This is a genomic window from Ruegeria sp. CDSA089 (assembly GCF_059612205.1).
The window spans coordinates 74,600-94,703 of record NZ_JBXWQD010000004.1; the positions used below are offsets into that span (position 1 = coordinate 74,600).

The following is a 20,104-nucleotide window of genomic DNA, read 5'->3' on the forward strand; positions in this document are numbered from 1 at the left end:
TACCTTCGTCAGGGTTCAAGAATCCGGATTTTTGTCCATAATTTTGTCTCATTATTTAGATACCCAGACATGGTGCCAGAACAAGGTTAACTTGGGATTAACGTTTTCAGCAGAGTTTGTCGTTGAGCGTTGACAGAGGCGATAAGGCTCAAGCCTTTTGGGGTACTTCGCCGGGGCCATGCACAGTCAAAAAACTAATTTAAGATATACTTTTTATATAAAAATTATATAACTTGTTGCACTCAGATTTTCCCTGGGTAATATCACCTTGAGATTGAAAGGTTGAACTCCCATGCCTACGACCATGGTCATTTTCACAAGCAAGAAGCCAGAAGACGTCGCGAACTTGGGCGGGACTGGGTGGTGGAAAGTTGACCCCGTAAAGGCACGGGGCGCGACCCATGTTGTCCTTACTCACAACGCCTTCGACAAGAGGCGACCTGGGGATCCAGAGCATCACGGTGAATCGTTCATGGTAGCAACGATAAAAGATGTCTTGCAGGATGAGGACGGGCGTTGGCTTATTCAGTTTGATCAGTATGCAATGACAAGTGCGGGACTGAAGTGGCCTGGATATAGAAACCCTGTCAATTATACGGACACCGATGGAGTACTTGATCAGCTCGAGATTGGTGATTGGCAAAAAGTACAAGAGGTCTCATTTAAGGACGCGCAGGCAAAAAGGCGGCGTGACGATGCTTCCGCAGCGCGCATGCAAGCGAGACAGGCTCCAACATCAGGCACAGGCGAGCTGACATTTGGCGAGATCATCGAACTGCACCGCGAACGCATTGCAGTTGATCTCGGTGTCGAGCCGGCGGCCGTAAAAATCACGATAGAGACCTCAAAATGAACCACTTTGGCATAAAGTCACAAGTTCATGGCACCAAAAAAATACTCGCGGATCTCCTCCAAACTTATATCAAGTCCATCTTCTCATGATCCTACAACAAATTGGGTTATTTGAGGGCTCAACCCATATCCTGCTGCTTCGGCGACGCTACGGCATCTATGGCTTATTGGTAGTGAACACTGAAAAACAGACACGCAAAATAAAACTGTGAGGGAACGATTGGAAGGATCAAACGACTACCGAATGTCTTTTTCCACAGGTGGGTTGTTTCTCAACGAAAGCGTTGAGTTTGCTTCGCTGCATCGTGAAGATGAGGCTTGGGAGGAAACCCAGGCACGGGCCGTGAAAGAAGGCACCACCCAACTGCCGAAAGATGCCTCCAATACTCGCAGCATTCGAGAAATCAAAAACAGGGTCTCGACACTCACCGCCGAAGAGCTTGACTTCTTTGTGCGTGAGGCCGACCGCGCCGATCAAAAAGCGCTGTTGTGGCTGGCCTGTTGCCGTGCCTACCGTTTTGTCCGCGAATTTGCCGTCGATGTTTTGCAGGATCGGTATCTATCTTACCAACTTGATCTTCCGCTCGAGGCGTTTGACATCTTTTTTGATGCCAAAGCCGAATGGCATGACGAACTAGCAGAACTGAGCACGTCCACAAGGCTAAAGCTGCGCCAGATCCTGTTTCGGATGATGCGAGAAGCTGACATTCTGTCCGAGCAGAAGGAGATCCAAACTTATCTCCTATCTTCAAAGCTGATTGCAATGATCCAGTCTAACACCCCGGAAGAGCTAAACTATTTCCCCGGCCAAACATGGGAGGGCTCATGAATATGAAAGCACCCATTAGCCGTAAAGAACGCCTCGAGCATGTTCTAAACGCCATCACCAGCCCACGGTTTCTCGACATGCAGGGCTACAACGAGGTTCCGTTTTTCATCTGTGAGTATCCGGCCTCTGACGGGTTGGCAATCAATGAAGATCGCGAAGACATCATCAAGCGCGCAGGTCATGCTGGCGTTCGTGTGTTGGATTTGAACCTCTATGATCTCTGCCTTGAAATCCTGGATGAGCGGGACGTCCTCGATCAGGTGTTGGAAGCAGAGGCGGAGTTGGGGAAGTCCGAGCTTCTGGAATTGCTGCAAAACGTTCTGGATCCTTCTGAACATCTCATTCCCAAGATCGCTGAAAAGATCAAAGAAGCAGACCACGACGTCATCTTCTTGTCTGGAGTTGGTGAGATCTATCCCTATATCCGGTCCCACAATGTGCTGAACAATCTGCAAAGCACCGCAAAACACGTGCCCACGGTGATGTTCTTTCCCGGCACTTATACACATGCCCTGGCAACCGGTGCGTCACTGGATCTCTTCGGATTGCTCCATGACGACAAGTATTACCGTGCCTTCAATCTCATGACTTACGAGGTCTGACCAATGACCACCTTGATGCGTGACATCTTCCAAAAACCCGTTGATCGCCCAATTGATGCAGTGATCAAGGCCGATGACGATGAAAGCCTGCTGATCGAGCTGGAAGAATACGTCATCACCGGCGAAATAGGCCAGCGGTTGGAGCGGTTCCTTGAGGAATATAACAACTATCAGAAGTCGAACGGTGTCTGGATCTCGGGCTTCTATGGATCTGGTAAGTCGCACCTGTTGAAGATGCTGGCGCTCCTTCTTGAAAACTCCCCCATGAATGGCAAGACGCCACTTGAGATTTTCGAAGACAAGCTCACGGATCAACCGATGCTGACAGGCGCGCTGCGCAGAGCCGTCTCGGTGCCATCCAAATCGATCCTGTTTAATATCGACCAGAAGGCAGACGTTATCTCGAAGGGCGATGTGGATGCGCTTCTGTCTGTGTTCCAGAAGGTGTTTGATGAGGCCTGCGGGTATTTTGGCAAACAGGCACACATTGCGCAGTTCGAGCGCGATCTCGATGAACGTGGTCAGCTCGATGCGTTCAGGGTTGCCTATGAGAAGGCCGCCGGGAAGCCTTGGGCGCGCGGCCGCGAGCAAGCCGTTCTTGAAGGAAAGAACATTGGCAAAGCTTATGCGTCTGTTTCCGGAAACGATGCCGATGATGCGAAAGATATCCTGAAGCAGTACCGCGCCGATACACGGGTATCCATCGAGGACTTCGCCAATCAGGTGAAAGCCTGGATTGATCGTCAGGACCCGAAGTTTCGTCTGAACTTCTTTGTTGATGAAGTTGGCCAATATATTGCCGACAACGTTAAGCTGATGACCAACCTGCAAACGATTGCTGAAAGCCTGAACACCAAGTGCAAGGGTCAGGCCTGGGTCATCGTAACCTCTCAGCAGGACATGGAAGCCATCATCGGCGACAACCAAGCGTTTCAAGCGCAGGACTTTTCCAAGATTATGGCCCGCTTTGATGTGCGGATGCCGTTGAACTCCGCGGATGTGGCAGAGGTCATTCAGCGCAGGCTCTTGGCCAAAACGGACGCCGGCACGATCACGCTTGGTCATCTTCATGACCGCGAAGAAAACAATCTCAAGACGCTCTTTGATTTCGCTGACGGCTCCATCAAGCTGAAGAACTTCAAAGATAAGGACCATTTCATCGCGAGCTATCCGTTCCCCGGATATCAATACGATCTGTTCCAAATGGCCATTCAGGGTCTGTCGCAACACAATGCCTTTGAAGGCAAGCACAGCTCGGTTGGGGAGCGGTCGATGCTGGGCGTATTCCAGGACGTCTCCAAAGCGATGGCGGATCAGCCAGTCAAAGGGTTTGCGACCTTTGACATGATGTTCGAAGGCATCCGCTCCGCGCTGAAATCCGCCGCGCAAAGCTCCATTCTGGTGGCGGAGCGTAATCTGACGGACCCATTCGCAGTACGCATTTTGAAGGCTCTCTTCCTCGTTAAATATGTGAAAGAGTTCAAACCGACTGTGCGCAACATTAGCATCCTGATGCTATCGGAGCTGGATACCGATCAGACCATTTTGAAGCGAAATGTTGAGCAGGCGCTTTCAGAACTTGAGCGCAACACGTTGATCCAGCGCAACGGGGAAGTTTACGAGTTTCTGACGAATGAAGAAAAAGACGTCGAAGACGAGATCAAGGACGTCGAAATCGATCAGTCCGAGCTCTCGGCCGAGCTAGAAATTCTGATTTATGACGCCATCGTAAAGCTGCGCAAAATCAGACACACGGCGACCGGATTCGACTATTCTTATACACGCATGTTGGATGACAGAGCGTCGGGACGACCCTACGAACTTGCGATCAACGCGATCAGCCCATTCCATGACGACGTGGATACTCCCGACGCCATTCGGATGCGCAGCATGGGCAATGACGAGCTTTCGGTGGTTATGTCCGCTGACCAACGTTTTATCCGAGACCTAAGACTGTTCAAACAGACAGATAAGTTTGTCCGCCAGGAGCGAACCGGATCCCAACAACCAGGTCGCGATAGGATCGTCAGCGACAAAGGCGATCAAAACCGCCGCCGCCAAAAAGATTTGGAGATGCGTCTTCGCAAGCTTCTGGGGTCTGCGCGCTTTTTTGTGCGTGGCGAAGAGTTGGAGATTGGGGGCGAGGAACCGCAGGACCGGATATTTAAGGGGTTCCAAGCCCTTGTGGACAAGATTTACGTCAACCTCAGCATGCTGCGCGGCGTAGTCTACACTGAAGTTGACCTAAAGAAAGCCGCCAATCCTGACAGCTCTCTATTTGGGGACAGCGGTGCGGGCTTGACCGAGGCTGAGCAGGAAATGCTGAACTTCGTACAAGGACAAGCACGCAATGGTGTGAGAGTTTCCGCCAAGTATCTCAGGGATAGGTTTTCCTCCAAGCCATATGGTTGGCCGGAAATCGCAGTCTATTGCATTGCTGCAAGTCTCGTTGGCAAAGGCAAGGTTGAGGCGCGCTCGGACGGGGCTGTCAGAGAAGGTGACGCGCTCGCTAGTGATCTTCAGAACAACCGCTTGCTGGATAACGTGCTCTTTACGCCGCAAACCGAGTTCACGCCCGCTGAGCTGCGAAAGGCAAAGGATCTGTACGCTGCACTGTTTGACGCCCCTGCCGACGGGTCAGATGCGCGTTCCTTGGGTACGGAATGGTCGAATGCCGTGCAGAAAATGAGTGACGAGCTGAAAGATTTGCTGCGCCAGGACACGCGCTATCCGTTCGTGGTCGCGTTGAAACCCCTTCTAGACCGTCTGGAAGCCATGACGGATAAGCCGGCCACCTGGTACATCACGGGCGTTGCGCCTCAAGAAGATGCTCTTCTCGATGACAAGGAAGATCTGCTCGACAAGATCAAGAGCTTCCTGGGGGGCACCCAGCGGAGCATCTATGATGATGTTCGCCAGTTCCTGACCGATCATCGTGCAAATATCGACTATGTTGATGGTGAAGCAGGCACCCAGTTGCAGGCAGCGATTGATGATCCGAACTGTTTCAAAGGTTCCGGCATTCAGAACTTGAAAAATGACTTCTACGCTCTGAAGGAGAAAATCGATCAGCAATTGCTTGCAGAACGCAAGGATGTGGAAGACGAGGTGAAAGCGGTTGAAAGCAAGGTCACGTCCCTAGATGAGTTCCAAGCCCTGCCAGACGAAGCAAAAACCGAGATACGGGCTGCGATCACGTCTCGGACCCAAGGGTTAGATGAGATTGGCCTGATCCCAGCGCTGCGTGACAAAAAGTACAGCCTCAGAAATGATCTGATGGCCCAAACGCTATCACTAATCGAACGGTTGAAGCCGGTGCCGGATGGGGACAAGTCAGACGGGAGAGGAGATGATGACGCTCAGCCTCCTGTAAAAAAGGAAACTATACCACCGGCAAATATCCGCGATGTGTCCGTCGCCTATGACGGCATCTATCTGGCCGATGAGGCGGATGTGGGCCGCTATGTCGATGAACTCAAGAAATCGCTCCTCGCGGAAATCCGTGGTGGCAAGAAGGTAATTGTGTGATGGACACAAACGCGCTCAAGAAATTTGCCCAGGACGCCCGCACGCAGCTGATCGAACAGGTGGCTTCGCGCTTTGACCGTGTGATTGCCGACAGCAGCGTCGAACGCCGCGAGTATCCCCAGATCGTCAAAGAACTGGACAAGGCTGTATCCAGGGACGGGCGGACGCAAGTGGTCGAAAAGGTCGCCTATACCTGGTTCAACCGTTTCACTGCGCTGCGCTTCATGGATGCCAATGGCTACAACCGCGTCCGCGTTGTGTCTCCCGCCGATGGCGCTACACGACCGGAGATCTTGGCTGAGGCCGCGGCAGGCAATCTGCCCGACGGCGCTCCGGATCGGATCGTGCAGCTCTTGGACGGGCGCATCCCGTCTAATGATGCGCAAGGCGAGGCCTATCGCCTGCTCCTCGTCCATGACTGCAACGCGTTGCACAAAGTACTGCCCTACATGTTCGAGGCCATCGACGACTTCTCCGAGCTCCTGATGCCAGACGATCTTCTCTCCAACGATGCGATCCTGGCAAAGATGCGGGCCGTCATGACCGAAGACGCCTGCCAGGACGTCGAGATCATTGGCTGGCTCTACCAGTTCTACATCTCAGAGAAGAAGGATCAGGTCTTCGCAGGTCTAAAGAAGAACCAGAAGATCACGGCCGAGAACATCCCGGCCGCCACTCAGCTCTTCACTCCGCATTGGATTGTCCGCTACCTGGTGGAGAACTCGCTGGGGCGGCTTTGGCTTTTGAACAACCCGCGCAGCGGGCTGGCGGCCAAGATGGACTATTACATAGCGCCGGAAGAGCCCGAGACGGACTTCCTGAAAATCACCAAGCCCGAAGAGATCCGCATCTGCGATCCCGCCGCTGGTTCGGGCCACATGCTGACCTATGCCTTTGACCTGCTCTATGCCATCTACGAGGAAGAGGGCTATGACGCGACCGAGATCCCCGCGCTGATCCTGACGCACAACCTGACCGGAGTAGAGATTGACGACCGGGCGGGTGCGCTTGCCGCCTTTGCCCTGGCGATGAAGGCTGCGGGCAAACTGAGACGGCGGCGATTCCTACGGATGGAGGCAAAGCCCGACATTTGCGTGTTGCAGAACGTGACCTTTACGGAGGCCGAGATGCAGGACGTGGCCGCCGTGGTAGGCAAGGATCTGTTCACTGATGAGCTGCGCGAGACGCTGGGGCAGTTCGAGCAGGCCAAGAACTTCGGCTCATTGATCGTGCCGAAACTGCGCGACCCGGCAGATACACTGCGGGTGGTCGAGGCGCGGGATTTCGGCGGCGACCTGCTGCTGAAGGAGGTGCAGGAACGCGTCATCGCCGTGCTGCGCATGGCCGAGGCACTGTCGCCGAAGTATCATGTGGTGGTGGCCAACCCGCCATACGCCTCGGCCAGCGGGTTAAATGATGCGCTACGTGCGCATTCTGAGGTCACCTATCCAGAGAGCAAGAATGACCTGTACTCAATGTTCATTGACCGAAATAGAATTCTTGCAAGGGCATCAGGCTACGTTGGCATGATTGCCATGCAGTCTTGGATGTATCTCAAGACATTCATGGACGTTCGCCGCATCGTTTTAACGAAAACCAAACTAATTTCACTACTGCACCTTGGCCCCAGAGCGTTCCCGGAAATTCAGGGAGAACGAGTGCAGGCAGCTTCGTTCGTTTTCAAGACTGCCACCCCAATAGGCAAGCATATGCCGATCTTCTTCCGCCTTATTTCAGGAAAGGGCGACGAAAAGGAGGCAGAATTCCTCCGGAGAAATGGAAAATTTTCGGGAATTCGACAAGCGGATTTTCTGAAACTTCCCGATCTTTCAGTTGCGTACAAGATGCTTAGCAATCCTGTTCTGAAAGAAAAGCTGCTCGCAGGTGATATCGTTGATCTGGATGCGAGGATCGGGTCTCAACCTGGCTCTGAGTTGATAATATTTTGGTGGGAGGTGCTCTGCTCAAATATTGGATCACGCTGGCGCAAGTACAATAAGGGCGGAACTTTTCGTCGTTGGTTCGGTAATGCGGTATGGATTCTAGACTACGGCAAGAATGGTGAAAATGTCACCAAGGCTGGCGGGCAGCTCTCAAACCAACACTTCTACGGAAAGCCGCACATTAGCTGGACCCGCGTGTCAGGAAACATGAACTTGCGGTTTTATCGCGAGGGAACTTTCTTTGATAATACTTCGCCCGCAATCTTCAGCGACCTCGACTTTGCGCAGGGCTACCTAAATTCAAAGGTCGGCGAGTTTAATCGAACTGGGAAGTTTTCTGGCACAAAAATTGAGGCAGGCCATGTGCAAAGCGTTTCCCCTGTCTCTCCAACGGTGGGACAACGCTCGAACGTTGAAGCTTTGGTGGGTGATCTCATCCGTTATTCGGCGTCTGACTGGGACGCCTACGAAACCTCCTGGGATTTCACCACGCTCCCGCTGCTCTCGCCCGAACATCGCGGCGAGACGCTGGCGGACAGCTACGCTACCCTCCGCGCCCACTGGCAGGATATGACGGACGAAATGCAGCGCCTTGAGGAAGAGAACAACCGCATCTTCATCGACGCCTACGGTCTGCAAGACGAACTGACCCCCGAAGTTCCAATTGAGGAGATCACCCTCACCTGCAACCCCGCCTATCGCTATGGCGTGAAGAACTCCGAAGAAGACCGCGAAACCCGCCAGCGCGCCGACACCATGGCCGAGTTCCTCTCTTACGCCGTGGGCTGCATGTTCGGCCGCTACGGCCTCGACGTACCGGGACTGATCCTCGCCAATCAGGGTGAGACACTGGAAGACTACCTGGCCCGCGTTCCTGAACCGGCCTTCATGCCAGACGAGGACAACGTCATCCCCGTGCTCGACGAGGATTGGTTCAGCGACGACATTGTCGCGCGGTTCCGCAAGTTCCTGCGCGTGACCTTTGGCGACGAGCATTTCCAGGAAAACCTGCGCTTTGTCGAAGACAGCCTTGGCAAGGATTTGCGCAAGTATTTCACCAAGGATTTCTACAACGACCACGTCAAACGCTACAAAAAGCGCCCGATCTATTGGATGTTCTCCAGCCCCAAAGGCACGTTCAATGCGCTAATCTACATGCACCGCTATCGCAGCGATACGGTGTCGGTCGTGCTGAACGATTACCTGAGGGAATTCATCACAAAGCTGGAAGGTGAACGTTTGCGCCTCGACAAGCTGGCCGATGATGCCACCGCAACCCAAGGGCAGCGCACCAAGGCGTTGAAAGACAGCGCCAAGATCGCCAAGCAGATTGATGAATTGACTGAATGGGAGCGGGACGTTGTCTTCCCCCTCGCGCAGCAACGGGTCGAGATCGACCTCGATGACGGGGTGAAGGCGAACTATCCTAAATTCGGCACCGCGCTGAAGAAGATCGCAGGTTTGTCATGAGAGGACTGAGCTGATGTCAGATCGCGTCTCAACCACGCTGGCAAAGATGTTCGAAGAAGAACGGATCGTCTTTTGGTACGATGCCGACCGCGACATGCGCGACACGTTCGCGGCGCTGGCCCTGCCGGGTGTGGAAAAGGTCGAAATCAAGGATAACGAATTCGGGCTGAAATACCGGATCCTGCGCAAGGAGCCGGACCAGAAGTTCCTGATCTACCATCATGGGCCTGAGCCTGCGATGAAGGACAACTGGCTGCTGGACGTGCAACTGGCCACGGCTATGTTCAAAGCCGATCAGGCGGCCATCTGGGTTCAGGAATTGGGGATCCCAACGCAATACGACACTGCCGTTCGCGATCACATGGCCTTCTATCGCTCACAAAAGCGTCTGGACCGCCTAAAGCAGTTTGAGGCCGATAAACCTTCGGCCAGTGTGTCTGACATTCGCCGCAAGATGCTGGCGGTGTGTGCAGAAGCCGATGGGGAGCTGGATACCGTTGTCGAGGCGCTGCTCGAGGATCTCGCGTTTGGTCGTGATGACAGGATACGGGTGATCGAAAGATCCGGTTTGCTGTCTTTCTTCTGGAAGCAGGTCGCCAACGCCTATGGTTATCAGTCTGAACAACCGGATTTCCAAGATTTTTCAATCGCCCTGTTCCAATCCGCCTACAAGCGGGCATTAGGTGAGGTCGGCGATCTGAACGGTGAAGCCTTGCTCACGTTCCGACGCTGGAAGAACAGCCGTCACAATGGTCAGGCGTTTGAGCGCTTGTCGGAGAAATATCAGGACATCCTGAAGATCCCAGAAGACCTCGAACTTCGCGATATCCATGCGGTCGTCACTATAGACCATTTTGAAGAAATCGACCGACATATCATTCGCGCTATCGTCAACGCGATGTCGGAGCAATCGGCAAGCAGTGTCGATGTTCTGAAATGGGTTCGAGAACGCCGCCAAAGCCACTGGTATCCCAAATACGCCAATATCTATCAGGCCATCGCCTGCGCGACCGAGTTCCAGCAGGCACTTGCCAGTGCCGAACTTGTGATGCACAGCCCTGCGGACGCGGTCAGGCGTTATTCGACAAGCTGGTTCAAGCTGGATCAGCTCTATCGGAAGTTCCTCTATCACATGCAGAAAAGCGGTCAGGCAACGTTGTTGTCGAGCCTCTATGAAAGCATCGAAAACCGATACGGCACGAACTTCGTTCTGAAGATCAATGACCTCTGGCAGGATCAGATTGCAGGTCTGGATGAGTGGAAAATCTCCGGTTTCGAACGGCAGCAAGATTTTTTCAGGCTTCAGGCCGACAGGTTCAGAAGCAAGGACCAAAAATTCGTTGTGATCATCTCGGACGCATTGCGCTTTGAGGTGGCGGAAGAATGCATGCGAGAGATCCGATCACTGGATCGGTTCGATGCCGAGCTGACCCCTATGATCAGCTCGCTTCCAAGCTATACCCAGCTCGGCATGGCGTCGCTTCTGCCAAACAAGGACTTGGAGATCACGGAAAAAGGTGATGTGTCCTCACATGCTTTGCCCACATCTGGCACGAGCAACCGGGGTAAGGTTCTGGCCATGGGACGCGGTGAGGACCGCACCAAGGTCCTGAAGGCCGAAGACTTCATGAATATGCGTACGGAAGAAGGCAAAGAGCTCTTCCGAGACCATGATGTCGTCTACATCTTCCACAATCGCATCGATGCGGTGGGTGACAAGCTGCAAACCGAAGACCGGCTGCCAGAAGCAGCTGAGGACGCTGTCGAAGATCTGAAGAAGATGGTCCAGAAGCTAAAGTCAGCCAACTTCTCCAACATCGTCGTTACAGCAGACCATGGCTTCCTCTATCAGAATAAACCCCTTGATGGCAGCAGCTTCTCGGTCGCCGAACCGGCCGGCGATAGTGTCACCACCAAGAACCGCCGTTTTGTGGTTGGGCGCGGCCTGAAACCCGCAGACGGGTTCAAATTGTGGGAAGCAAAGCAGCTTGGTTTGGCGGGCGATCACCAGGTGGCCATTCCAAACTCGGTAAACCGGCTGCGTGTCAGCGGCTCTGGTGCCCGATTTGTCCACGGCGGCGCCAGCCTGCAAGAAGTTGTTATTCCGGTTCTCAGGGTTGGCAAGCAGCGGGAAACGGATGTCAGCAAAGTTGATGTCAGGATCGTTGTATCTGGCAAGAGCCTGATTTCTTCGGGCCAAACGGCAGTGATGCTCTATCAGGAACAGCCGGTCTCAGAGAAATGGCATGCCAGAACTGTGACGGCTGGGATCTACGCGTCCAACGATGAACTCATCTCTGACAAGCACGAGCTGACTTTTGATTTCAGCTCGGAGAACGCCCGGGAGCGGGAAATGCCGTTGAAATTCCTGCTGTCTCGTGCTGCGGACGAGCACAATAACCAGGATGTTTTTCTAAAACTCAAAGAGCAGATTGGCAGAACCAGCCACTCTGAAGAAATTGCCAGCCATCGGTTCCAACTGAAGCGCGGTATAAAAACCGACTTTGACTTTTAAGAGGGCGAACAAATGAGCGCACTTGATGACAAGATAAACGAACAGTTCGCTGGATTTGTGGTACGTAAGGACCTCGTTAAAGCGGTCAAAGGCAATGCCATCGTGCCGGGATATGTGCTCGAGTACCTCCTCGGGCAATATTGTGCGACCGATGACGAAGCATCCATTGCGACAGGCATAGAAACGGTCAAAGAGATCCTACGAAAGCACTATGTGCATCGAAACCAGGCTGGTCTCGTTCAGTCAGAAATCAAAGAGCGAGGGCATTTCAAAGTCATCGACAGGGTATCGGTATCGCTCAACGAAAAAACGGATGCATACGAGGCTGTTTTCGAGAACCTTTCCATCAAAAAAGTCGCGATAGATTCTGGTACGATCAAAGCTCATCCAAAGCTGCTTGTAACTGGCGTCTGGTGCATCAGCGACGTGAGTTATGAATTCTCAGAACAATCCGGGATTTCTCCTTGGACAGTTGACTCCCTAAAGCCGATCCAGGTTGCTGGTGTGGACTTCGATACCTTCAAAAAAACCAGAGATGAGTTCGCTACAGATGAGTGGATTGATGTTTTGATGCAAAGCATCGGATTCAATCCCGAAGAGTTTGGAAATCGCAGCAAGCTATTGCAATTAATGCGGCTCATTCCCTTCGTAGAACGAAACTACAATCTGATTGAACTTGGTCCCAAGGGCACTGGTAAATCGCATATTTATTCGGAGTTTTCTCCACACGGGCAGTTGATCTCAGGCGGCGAAGTTACCGTACCCAAGCTTTTTGTGAACAATAGCAACGGCCGGATCGGTTTGGTCGGCTACTGGGACGTCGTCGCCTTTGACGAATTCGCAGGGCGTACCAAAAAGCCCCAGAAGGCTTTGGTCGATATCATGAAGAACTACATGGCGAACAAGAGCTTTTCGCGCGGAGTGGCGACCATGGGAGCGGAAGCTAGCTTCGCTTTCGTTGGCAATACTGCCCACAATGTCCCTTACATGCTGAAGAACTCCGACCTTTTCGAAGAGTTGCCTGCCGAATTTCATGATTCTGCGTTCATAGACCGAATCCACGCCTACCTTCCGGGGTGGGAAGTCGAGGTCATTCGTAGTGAGCTATTCTCGGAAGGATACGGCTTTATAGTTGATTACCTTGCTGAGATATTGCGCCACCTCCGGAACGACGACCTCTCACTTGTCTATCAAGATGCGGGCTTCAAGCTGAGCAGCCAAATCTCCACACGCGACAGGGACGCAATCAACAAGACCATGTCCGGTTATCTCAAGCTTCTGTTCCCAAATGGGGGGGCGACAGAAGCAGAGATCGAAAGTTTGTTAACCCTCGCTGTTGAGAGCCGCAAGCGCGTCAAAGATCAGCTAAAGCGTATCGACAGCACGTATCCCGAGACAGATTTTCACTTTTTGCGTCCAAACGGTGAGAAGTGCACCGTTACAACTCTGGAAGAAGACGAGTACCCCAAGTTCTACTATCGAAACCTTGCTCACGACGACGATGCCGAGGATGACGAGGTGCTGATCGATGCGGAAGACATTAGCGGCACAGAAGCCTCGACGCCAAGCGAGTCCACTGGATCCGGAAAACCGACCGAGATGCAAGCTCGCGAAGGGCATATTGTGGTCAAAGAAAACCTCAAGGGTGTGACTTTTGAGAAGATCTTTGGCCCCTGGATCAAAGGTGCCACCAAAATCACGATAACGGACCCTTACATCCGGATGTTCCACCAGGCTCGCAATTTGATGGAATTCCTGGAATTGGTCATCCGTCAAAAGAAGCCAGAGGATCACATCACCGTTGAGCTGATCACAGCGCCCAACGATGGAGAAGTTGCAAAGCAGCGCGAATTTCTGGACGAAATTGTTGGGTCGTGCAGTACGGCAGGCATCGACTTTACTTGGCGATTTGATGACGCCGGCACTGCGCACGCTCGACATATCATCACGGACACGGGCTGGAAGATTTCACTCGACCGGGGCTTGGATATTTTCCAGCACTTTGGGTCTAGTGCCTTCAGCTTAGCGGGCCGTTTTCAAGAGCACAGGGCGGTTAAGCAATTTGAGGTGACCTATTTGAAAGTGTAATCGGGCTTTCGGCGCACCGCTAGACCGCCCCCTTTTGAGACCATTCTGGCACCCGAAAATAGATCGGGTGCCAGCAAATTCTTCGAAAAAACGCGAGGACCTACGCCTTACTTCACTTTAAGCCCTAGGAGACATCCAATTAAGGGCAACCTTCTTCCATTTTGAGCTGTCTCAAGAAGTGACTGGAAACCCGCCGTCTCATTTCTTGCCAATCCTCACCTACGTAAGGTTCTGCTAAGGCAACACAGTCATCCCAAGTACCTCTCAAACGTACTACTTTCACGTCCCGCCCTTGATTTTGTAGTGACACTTGAAACTTGGACTTGAGATTTGGAACAACTGAATGTTTCATCCAAACAATCGCCCTACTGCTCCGTTCCTCCCATTCAACTGATTGGAGTGTCCAGAAGTCAATCGTTGCAGGGTCGCTTGAAAAGACTGAGAACTCTGGTCGCCCAGACAATCTAGAAACGACGTTGCGCAGGTCCGTATCCAAGTCGTCTGCCATACTCCAATAGTTTTCTACGACCATTGAGATTGCCGTTTTTTGGATTGAGGACAGAACTGGCTTCACTGCGCTCGCATAGTTCTCAAAGCCATCTTCAATGAGGAACTCGATTTCCGCCAGCGTTAGCTCAGTGCGCGGGGAACCGGCCTTCAGAAAGCATTCCCAAAGGCCTTCCGGAATGAGAGGAAATTCGCAGCGAACACAATTCAAAAAGCGTTCTGCCATTCGTTGCACAATATCGTGGGGCGGAATGAAATCACGTTCTTTCGGTCGGAACTCTCCGAACATTGAGGCTTGGCTGTACTTGAACGGGTACAATAGGTCGGGTTTCGTCGGCCCATTTTCGAACAAGTCATTCATGACGCCAGTCTTGTGGATCTGAAACGTTTCGTATCTTTTCGTCATTTATTCACCTTGGTAGCAGTTGAAGATGCCCCCAAGGGTAGGCACTAAGGATTCGGCCCTCAAGCCCGAAATCTCTTTAAGTTATTGTTTTAATTAAATTTAAAGAATAGCCCGACTTTCTCAAGGATAGGCAAGAATAGTTTCAAGAATAGAGTGTTGCCAACCGGCAACACATCGTCTCTCTATCCTTTTCAGACGGTGGCCATTTATCCTTGCCTACGACGCGGACCTATATTTTCTAGAAAAACTTGGCCGGCTGTTATGACTGAAACGGACCACAGCTGCATTCAAAATAAAGCGTTAAGCATTCAGAAAAACATCTTAATTTGGAGTCAAATGGTACAGGTATGGTACACAGACCGATTCTATTGGACGCAAGTGACATTCGCCGAAAAATTTTTCAAATATTTCAGTAATTTAATGGTGCCCGGGGGCGGAATCGAACCACCGACACGAGGATTTTCAATCCACTGCTCTACCCCTGAGCTACCCGGGCACGGGAACGGCGACTGCCGTTGGGTGGAGGCGTTCTATGACTTGCCACTGGCAGTGTCCAGAGCCTTTTTTACATTTTTTCAATGCGGACGCGAATGACCGGTTTCGTCGACTTCGGCATCCGCCTCAGCGTTCTCTTCACGTTGCGACGGCACCGCGTAAGAATCGTTCAGCCACTTGGCAAGATCGACATCCGCGCAGCGCTTCGAGCAAAACGGGCGGTACGTGGCAACAGTGTCTTCACCGCAGATCGGACAGCTCATTTCAACACCTCGCTCAGCGGCAGCCGGGCCCGTTTGCGCTGCAATTCGAAATGCCCTAACGGCGTCCAGCCTGCCAGTGTGGTTTCGATCGGGTCGGACTTGAAGGCGGCGCGCAGAGCGGACTCGAACCCTCGGCGGTCCTTCTTGGGCATTGGTGCCAGATCGAGCGTGATCTGCCCTCCTAAACCCCGCACACGCAAGGCGCGGGCCAGCGTTTTGGCGCAGGCGAAATTAGCCTTGGTTCCAGCTGCCAAGGATGTGTCAACGCCGGTATTGACGTCAACGGCGACCAGCGCGCGGGTGGGCTGGATGAACAGGTGCCCTCCGCCGGGCAAAGGCTCAGAAATGCCGCGGGCCGTGTCCAATGCCTCCAGCACGCCATGGGTGCCGAAACTACCTGCGCGGGTTTCGACCTCGGCCGGGTCGGTCCAGTCGCGCCAGGCCAGAACATGAGGGCCGTCGCCTTCAAGCAGCAGTTCCGGCTCGGTTCCAGGGTCGTTCACCACTGCGTCCGCGTGGGCCAGCATGGCGCTGATATCTTCGGCAATTTCGCCCGCGTCCTCACCGGCGCAGCACGAGCGCAGGATCAGACCGTAATCGCTACCGTCCATCACCTCATGAGCGATCTCAAGCAGGCGGTCACGCTCGTCCTCATCCCGGATCGAGCGCGAGATGTTCAGGCCCGGCGCATCCGGAGTGACAATCGCGTAGCGACTTTTGAACAGAACACGGTCGGTCACAGGCAAGGCTTTGCCCGGTTCGGCATAGCCCGTCACCTGCACCAGCAGCAGCGCACCGGGGGCAAGCCCCTTGACCTGCCGCAGAAACGCGGGGCCGTCGGGCGTGGACAGGAACATGCCGCCCTGCCCTTTTACTGGCCGATCTGCGCGAGCACGGTAGATTGTGCCCGGTGCAGGCGCATCGGCGGCGATCAGGAAATCATCCAGCTTGCCGTCGACCATCAGTGCCGCAGCCTCACGACCCTTGATATGATCCAGAACGATGGTGCGACCCTTCATGATGCCTCACGATACAGGGGATAGCCGATGCCTTGCAAAAGGGCGGCGGTTTCAGACAAGGGCAGGCCCACGATACCGGTGAACGATCCCGAAATCCACGGGATGAATGCGCCAGCCGGGCCTTGGATGGCGTAGGCGCCTGCTTTGCCCTGCCAGTCTCCGGTCGCCAGATAGGCATTGATCTCAACATCCGACAGGCGTTTGACCTTGACCTGTGAGACCACGTCGCGTTGCAGCACCCGATCCCCGCGTCGCACCGCGACCGAGGTGATAACCCGGTGGCGACGCCCGGACAGGGCGTGCAGAAACTCAGCCGCCTGGCCTGCGTTTTCGGGTTTGCCCAGAATACGACGGCCCAGCGCCACGGTGGTATCCGCACACAGCGTGATATCGTCGCCATCCGCTTGCACCGCCTGCACTTTTTCGCGCGTGATGCGGCTGCAATAGGGAACCGGCAGCTCGCCCTTCAGGGGCGTTTCGTTGATGTCCGGGGGGCGGATCGCATCGGGCTGCACGCCAAGCTGAGCCAACAGGTCCAGCCGCCTTGGGCTGCCCGATCCGAGGATAAACGCCATGAGATAGGGCGTTACTTGAAGCGATAGTTGATCCGACCCTTGGTCAGATCATAGGGGGTCATCTCGACCTGAACTTTGTCGCCAGCCAGAACACGGATGCGGTTCTTGCGCATCTTGCCTGCCGTATGTGCGATGATCTCATGGCCGTTTTCCAGCTCGACCCGAAACGTCGCATTAGGCAGGAGTTCCTTCACGACACCGGGAAATTCGAGCGTATCTTCCTTGGCCATGTTGTCTCCACATTTACGTTGCACTCGCAGAATCTGCGAGGATGTGCGCTTAAATGAGCCTATTTCGGGCTTATTTCAAGGCCGGAATCACGAAAGAGCAGAGATTGTGACCGATTCGACTCGGGGCGTTTGCTCATCCCAATGGGTTCGGTTCAGCACATGGCCATCGGCGCGGACCTCGGCAATGGCCGACAGGTCGATATCGGCGTAGGTCCAGCCGGGTTGGTTCAACTGTCCTTCGGCCAATACGCCGGTGCCGGGGAACCCTTTGTCCGGCGGGCCGAAGATGCCACCGGTGCCTGTGTTCATATCCACCGCCTCGGACCACGCGTTGCTGCCGACCAGCGACGCCATGACCGTCACACACTGGTTTTCCAGCGCACGCGCCATCGCACCGATCCGCACCCGCCAATAGCCCGAGAGTGCCTCGGTGCATGAAGGTACAAGGATCAGGTCCGCTTCACTCAGCGCGCGACCCAGCAGGGGAAATTCGCTGTCATAGCAGATAAGAACGCCGATCTTGCCCGGCTTGGTGTCGAACAGTTTCAACGGGCCGCCGGGGGCGATATCCCAAGCCTCACGCTCGAACCGGGTCATGATTTGCTTGTCTTGGTGATCCTGCTGGCCATCAGGCGCATAAAGCGCCGCTCGGTTCACCGGGCGCCCCGGCCCATCCACAACCGGCGCAGACGCACCCAGAATATAGGTGCCATATTCGCGCGCCAGCCGTTGATGCAGGGCCTGCGCATCTGCCATCCGGTCCGACACCGCGCGGATCGAACGTTCCAGATCACCTGCCACATCGGCCCCGTCCAATGTCGACAGCTCCATCGCGCCATATTCGGGAAAGACCTGCAACTCGGCCCCCTGCCCGGCGGCCTCGCTGACCCAGCGGTTCAGCTTGTCCTCATACTGCGCCCAACTGTCGAGCCAGTCGAGGTCATAGGCGGCGGTTGCGACTTTCATGGGCTGCGTCCTTCAGCATTGGATTGGAGCGACCCTAGGACAGGATCGCGCGATATGTATAGACCCGACACGGGCCCGACGGGAAAGTGAATTGGCTTACCGGCCCAGACTTGGTTCAATAGGGTCAGGAGGATCACCATGCAAAACCCCGAAAGCTTCGAAAAGTTCTATTTCGCCAAGGTCGGTATGGGCGAGGCCTGCGGCTGCGCTGAGCGTGTCATTGACGTGTTCGAATTCAATCGCAAAGGCGGGGCACAGACAAAATCCGAGGTTAGGCTGGAAAAGCCCAAACGCCGGTCCTTTCGCGGATGGGCGGTAAAGTACGGCCTTCTCAGCCGCAAACAGACACGCTGAGACCGCAAGGCGCAGTTATGCGTTCAGATCCCTGATCCAGAACTGCAACGGTTTCTGCGTCTCGCCGTCTTCTCCTATATCCTTCCACGAAAACTGCGCCACGACACCGGGTAGGGGTTCATACCCGCGTGCCCGCCAGAACGCATCCAAAGGCCTATAGCTTTCTGGTCGCATCGGATGGTCGACAGGGCGCTGCACGCTGCAAAAGGCGCATTTCGTAAAGCCCAAAGCGCGCGCGTGGGCTTCGCGTTGATCGAAGAATTTATGACCAACTCCCTGCCCCCGGTAGTCCGGCAGCAGAACAGATTCGGCGCAATAGAAAACATCTGACAAACCCACACCTGACCCGTCAAAGGCCGCAGCAAAATCTTCGGCATGATCGGCCAGAGGCGCACCGGTTGAGGCCCCGATCAGACGGTCGCCGTCAAAGGCCCCTACCACGATGGATCGGGCACTGTCGCGGTAGGCTTGCAGGTATTTCCGCTCATAGCCCAGATCCCCATCATAGAGATAGGGCCATGCGTGAAACACATTGATGCGCAACCGGGCCACATCGTCCAGAGCGGTCTCAAGCGCCGCTCCGGTCAGGGGGCGGACGTCTGTGACCTCAGCCACAGGACACCTGTTTGGTCCAGTCGGCCAGGTTGTAAAAGGTGGTCACGCGAGTGATCTTGCCGTCTTTCAAATCAAAGAAAGACCCAGCGGGAAGGCGGTAGGTCTGACCATGCGCCTCGGGCAGGCCCTCATCGGTTTCCAGATAGGTGCCGTTCACGATGAACTCGGCCGCAGCCCGGGTGCCGCCTTGGGCGTCGAACACCACGATGTCGGTCAGGTTTTCACGGTAGCAGCGGTTCATGTGGGCGCAGAAGGCGGCGAATTTCTCTTTGCCGACGCGAATCTGGCCTTCGTTCACATGGTGGGCCACGTCGTCGGACAGGCAGGCCAGCATGCCATCAACGTCACCTGCGTTGAAGGCTTTAAAATAGGTTTCGACGGTCTGGTTCATGGTCACTCCGTTGGTTCGCCCCAGCGGTCCTTCAGATGTTTGATGATCTGATCGCGGGTCTGTCGGTAGTGCGTTAGCTTGTCTTCACGACTTTCGCCCAGTCCGGTAGGGTCCATTATTGGCCAATAATCGACATCCAGATGAAAAATACGGGTCAAATCCAACGCTCGCCTTTGGCTGGCGGGTGACAACGCGACGATCAGGTCGAACGAGCTGAGGTCATCGCCCCATTCCTGCATCTCGTCGAAGGAACGCGACCTGTGTCGCGAAAGCTCAACGCCGATTTCCTGGCAGACGGCGACGCAGAAACCGTCGATCTCCAGATCGTTATGGACACCGGCAGATTGCACATAGGTACCGGTGCCGTAGAACTTTTTCATGATGCCTTCGGCCATCGGAGACCGAACCGAGTTGTGGTCGCAACAGAACAGAATCGACTGCGGCAAAGGCGTCACC

The 20,104-nt window shown here is 54.2% G+C and carries 17 protein-coding genes and 1 tRNA gene; 8 read left to right on the forward strand and 10 right to left on the reverse strand.

The window, feature by feature from the left end:
- Positions 1-292: 292 nt before the first annotated feature.
- From AC2FJ6_RS11295 to brxL, 7 genes are all read left to right on the forward strand, one after another.
- Complete coding sequence (locus AC2FJ6_RS11295) at positions 293-853, forward strand: hypothetical protein (RefSeq protein WP_496669065.1); 561 nt, start codon at positions 293-295, stop codon at positions 851-853.
- Positions 854-1,096: 243 nt separating this feature from the next.
- A complete protein-coding gene (locus tag AC2FJ6_RS11300; RefSeq protein ID WP_170353259.1) occupies positions 1,097-1,681 on the forward strand; it encodes a DUF1819 family protein in 585 nt (194 codons plus the stop codon).
- Between the two features lie 2 nt (positions 1,682-1,683).
- Positions 1,684-2,283, forward strand: coding sequence for a DUF1788 domain-containing protein (locus tag AC2FJ6_RS11305; protein WP_496669067.1), 600 nt, complete (start codon positions 1,684-1,686; stop codon positions 2,281-2,283).
- 3 nt (positions 2,284-2,286) lie between these two features.
- Complete coding sequence (gene brxC / locus AC2FJ6_RS11310; protein ID WP_496669069.1) at positions 2,287-5,811, forward strand: BREX system P-loop protein BrxC; 3,525 nt, start codon at positions 2,287-2,289, stop codon at positions 5,809-5,811.
- Positions 5,811-9,224: a BREX-1 system adenine-specific DNA-methyltransferase PglX gene (gene pglX, locus AC2FJ6_RS11315; RefSeq protein WP_496669071.1), complete on the forward strand. Its 3,414-nt coding sequence runs from the start codon at positions 5,811-5,813 to the stop codon at positions 9,222-9,224. The genes brxC and pglX overlap by 1 nt, the downstream gene beginning before the upstream one ends.
- A 46-nt stretch (positions 9,225-9,270) precedes the next feature.
- The gene (gene pglZ, locus AC2FJ6_RS11320; protein ID WP_496669246.1) at positions 9,271-11,739 is read left to right on the forward strand and encodes a BREX-1 system phosphatase PglZ type A; all 2,469 of its coding nucleotides are present in this window, start codon (positions 9,271-9,273) and stop codon (positions 11,737-11,739) included.
- Between the two features lie 12 nt (positions 11,740-11,751).
- Positions 11,752-13,827 carry a BREX system Lon protease-like protein BrxL gene (gene brxL / locus AC2FJ6_RS11325; RefSeq protein WP_496669073.1) on the forward strand — a complete coding sequence of 692 codons (2,076 nt, stop codon included), beginning with the start codon at positions 11,752-11,754 and terminating at the stop codon, positions 13,825-13,827.
- A 139-nt stretch (positions 13,828-13,966) separates the two neighbouring features.
- Here brxL and AC2FJ6_RS11330 read toward each other — a convergent pair whose 3' ends face one another.
- The 7 genes from AC2FJ6_RS11330 to AC2FJ6_RS11360 form a co-directional block, all read right to left on the reverse strand.
- A complete protein-coding gene (locus AC2FJ6_RS11330) occupies positions 13,967-14,740 on the reverse strand; it encodes a hypothetical protein (RefSeq protein ID WP_496669076.1) in 774 nt (257 codons plus the stop codon).
- A gap of 421 nt (positions 14,741-15,161) precedes the next feature.
- A tRNA-Phe gene (locus AC2FJ6_RS11335) sits at positions 15,162-15,236 on the reverse strand.
- Between the two features lie 79 nt (positions 15,237-15,315).
- Entirely contained in the window at positions 15,316-15,498 is a 183-nt protein-coding gene (locus tag AC2FJ6_RS11340) for a DNA gyrase inhibitor YacG (RefSeq protein WP_170774012.1), read from the reverse strand.
- A complete protein-coding gene (locus AC2FJ6_RS11345) occupies positions 15,495-16,517 on the reverse strand; it encodes a ribonuclease E/G (RefSeq protein ID WP_170774011.1) in 1,023 nt (340 codons plus the stop codon). Before AC2FJ6_RS11345 ends, AC2FJ6_RS11340 begins: the two co-directional genes overlap by 4 nt.
- Positions 16,514-17,092 carry a Maf family protein gene (locus tag AC2FJ6_RS11350; protein WP_170774009.1) on the reverse strand — a complete coding sequence of 193 codons (579 nt, stop codon included), beginning with the start codon at positions 17,090-17,092 and terminating at the stop codon, positions 16,514-16,516. The genes AC2FJ6_RS11345 and AC2FJ6_RS11350 overlap by 4 nt, the downstream gene beginning before the upstream one ends.
- A gap of 11 nt (positions 17,093-17,103) precedes the next feature.
- Positions 17,104-17,322: a translation initiation factor IF-1 gene (gene infA / locus AC2FJ6_RS11355; protein ID WP_005978431.1), complete on the reverse strand. Its 219-nt coding sequence runs from the start codon at positions 17,320-17,322 to the stop codon at positions 17,104-17,106.
- A gap of 87 nt (positions 17,323-17,409) precedes the next feature.
- Entirely contained in the window at positions 17,410-18,288 is an 879-nt protein-coding gene (locus tag AC2FJ6_RS11360; protein ID WP_170774007.1) for a carbon-nitrogen hydrolase family protein, read from the reverse strand.
- A 138-nt stretch (positions 18,289-18,426) separates the two neighbouring features.
- Between AC2FJ6_RS11360 and AC2FJ6_RS11365 the strand changes: the two genes are divergently transcribed.
- Positions 18,427-18,642: a hypothetical protein gene (locus tag AC2FJ6_RS11365; RefSeq protein ID WP_170774005.1), complete on the forward strand. Its 216-nt coding sequence runs from the start codon at positions 18,427-18,429 to the stop codon at positions 18,640-18,642.
- A 15-nt stretch (positions 18,643-18,657) separates the two neighbouring features.
- On the opposite strand, the gene AC2FJ6_RS11370 is transcribed toward AC2FJ6_RS11365, so the two are convergent.
- From AC2FJ6_RS11370 to AC2FJ6_RS11380, 3 genes are read right to left on the reverse strand one after another with little or no spacing between them, the layout of a single operon-like run.
- Positions 18,658-19,257 carry a GNAT family N-acetyltransferase gene (locus tag AC2FJ6_RS11370; RefSeq protein WP_170774003.1) on the reverse strand — a complete coding sequence of 200 codons (600 nt, stop codon included), beginning with the start codon at positions 19,255-19,257 and terminating at the stop codon, positions 18,658-18,660.
- Complete coding sequence (locus AC2FJ6_RS11375; protein WP_170774001.1) at positions 19,250-19,648, reverse strand: ketosteroid isomerase-related protein; 399 nt, start codon at positions 19,646-19,648, stop codon at positions 19,250-19,252. Before AC2FJ6_RS11375 ends, AC2FJ6_RS11370 begins: the two co-directional genes overlap by 8 nt.
- Before the next feature lie 2 nt (positions 19,649-19,650).
- Positions 19,651-20,103, reverse strand: a complete 453-nt coding sequence (locus tag AC2FJ6_RS11380) for an arsenate-mycothiol transferase ArsC (protein WP_170773999.1) — start codon at positions 20,101-20,103, stop codon at positions 19,651-19,653.
- Position 20,104 lies beyond the last annotated feature (1 nt).